Genomic DNA, 2,240 nt, shown 5'->3' with positions numbered 1-2,240 from the left:
CTTTATAGCCTACGGTGTTGAGGGAGTTGAGATGGCGCAGATGGCTGACACGACGGGCCTCTTCCTCGAAACCGTCGTCGATCATTTGGTCAACGCGGCGGTTTATGCGGTCGAAAAGCTCGGCGCGTGACCATCCGATTGCGAATTTCATGATGCGGAAGGGGCGTTGTTTCTTCTGCCCGGTGCGGAGAGTCGAGCAGGGGACTCCTGCCTGAAGCGAAATCTCGATGGCGTGGATCAGCCGCCGGTGGTTTGACGGATCGGCCTGCGCGAGGTAGACGGGGTCGAGTTCGCGCAGACGTTCGTGGAGCGCGGGGAGTCCTCCTTTGTCGTAGAGGTCAAGGACTTCGGCACGGATCTCAGGAGAGATGGTCGGGAGCTGATCGATGCCGTCGGTTACGGCGTCGATATACATCATCGAGCCGCCGCACATGACTGCATAGTCGCTGTGTTGCCAGATTGAGTCAAGTATGGCCAGGGCGTCTTCTTCGAAACGGGCGGCGGAATAGTAGTCGGTCAGATCGAGGGTGCCGACAAGGTGATGGCGCACACGGGAGAGCTCGTCGGGCGTCGGGGCCGCTGTGCCTATCGGGAGGTCACGAAAAAGCTGGCGCGAGTCAGCCGACACGATTTCCGTGTCGAGTGCCTGCGCCAGCTCTATTGCGAGTGAGGTCTTGCCGCTTGCGGTAGGACCTGTTACGATTACGAGAGTTTTCAAGCGACGGTCGTGGGGATTATTCGGCTACGAGGCGTGCGATCTCGACAATGACCTGAGTGGCTTTTTCCATCGAGGGGATGGGCACAAACTCGTAACGGCCATGGAAATTGAGGCCTCCGGCAAAGATGTTGGGGCATGGAAGGCCTTTGAACGAGAGCTGTGCGCCGTCAGTGCCGCCGCGGATGGGCTGGACTTTGGGAGTGACATCGACATTTTTCATTGCCTGAACAGCGGTGTCGATGATGTGCATCACAGGCTCGATTTTCTCGCGCATGTTAAAATACTGGTCCTTGATTTCGATCGACACGCATTCGGGGAATTCGTTGTTGATCTTTCTGGTCAGGTGTTCCAGTTCTTTTTTGCGGCGTTCGAAACGGTCGCGGTCATGGTCGCGGATGATGTAGGTGAGTACGGTCTCCTCGACTGAACCTTCGATCGAGATGAGGTGGTAGAAACCTTCGTAGCCTTCGGTGTGTTCGGGAGTTTCCCAGCGCGGGAGCATGATGATGAACTGGTTGGCCACGCGGATCGAGTTGAGCATCTTGTGCTTGGCATAGCCTGGATGGACGTTGCGGCCCTTGAATGTGACTTTGGCCACAGCGGCGTTGAAGTTCTCGAATTCCAACTCGCCGATTTCGCCGCCGTCCATAGTATAGGCCCAGTCGGCGTTGAAAAGGCCGACGTCAAACTTGTGGGCGCCCTGACCGATTTCCTCATCGGGGTTAAAAGCGATGCGGATGTCGCCGTGTTTGATTTCCGGATGGTGGATGAGATAATCGACCGCAGTGATGATTTCGGCGATTCCGGCTTTGTCGTCGGCGCCGAGCAGAGTGTTGCCGTCGGTGACAATCAGATCCTGGCCGGTGTAGTTGAGAAGTTCGGGGAATTTCGAGGGTTCGAGCACAATCCCGTTGGCAGCATTGAGAACGATGTCCTTGCCGTCGTAGTTCTCTACGATGCGTGGTGAGACATGCTTGCCGCTCATGTCGGGCGAAGTGTCAAGGTGGGCGATGAAGCCGACGGTCGGCACCTCTTTGTCGACGTTGCCTTTCAGGGTGGCCATCAGATAGCCGTTTTCATCGAGAGTTATGTCGGAAAGCCCCATTGCGCGGAGCTCTTTTTCAAGATGCTGTGCGAAGATCATCTGTCCGGGAGTGGACGGTGTGAGATTGGTCAGTTCGTCACTCTGAGTGTCGAACTTCACATATTCCAGGAAGCGGTCAACTACTGTCATGGCGTTGGTAAGATTGTTATTGGTAAGATTGTGTTGTAATTTATGGTGCAAATTTAAGGACTTTTTCTCTCAGCGCCAACAAAAACTCCTCCAAACCACCCCCTCAGGAGGGATGGGATTGCTGATCGGGTCTGTTAAGCATCGACAAAACTATTGCCGATGGCAATGTTTTCTTTAGAATCATCGTTATATAAATATAATATGTATATGCCCAGGCGCCGGTGTTTTGGTGTGTATACCTTTTTGAGGCCTTTTAATGACAGATTTATTCGATTATGTATATTGACG

At 54.1% G+C, this 2,240-nt stretch carries 2 protein-coding genes; both read right to left on the bottom strand.

Annotated elements, in window-relative coordinates; genetic code table 11:
• A partial coding sequence (miaA, locus tag K2H17_RS02530; protein WP_300131046.1) for a tRNA (adenosine(37)-N6)-dimethylallyltransferase MiaA occupies positions 1–718 on the bottom strand: 718 nt, incomplete at its 3' end.
• Between the two features lie 16 nt (positions 719–734).
• Positions 735–1,952 (bottom strand): peptidase T, encoded by a 1,218-nt coding sequence (gene pepT / locus K2H17_RS02525; protein WP_300131043.1) that lies wholly within the window; start codon positions 1,950–1,952, stop codon positions 735–737.
• Positions 1,953–2,240: the final 288 nt, after the last annotated feature.

The sequence above is a fragment of the Duncaniella sp. genome (genome assembly GCF_029054785.1).
GTDB lineage: Bacteria > Bacteroidota > Bacteroidia > Bacteroidales > Muribaculaceae > Duncaniella.
Note: the sequence above shows the minus strand (reverse complement) of the source record. Positions and strands in the feature narration are given on the sequence as shown.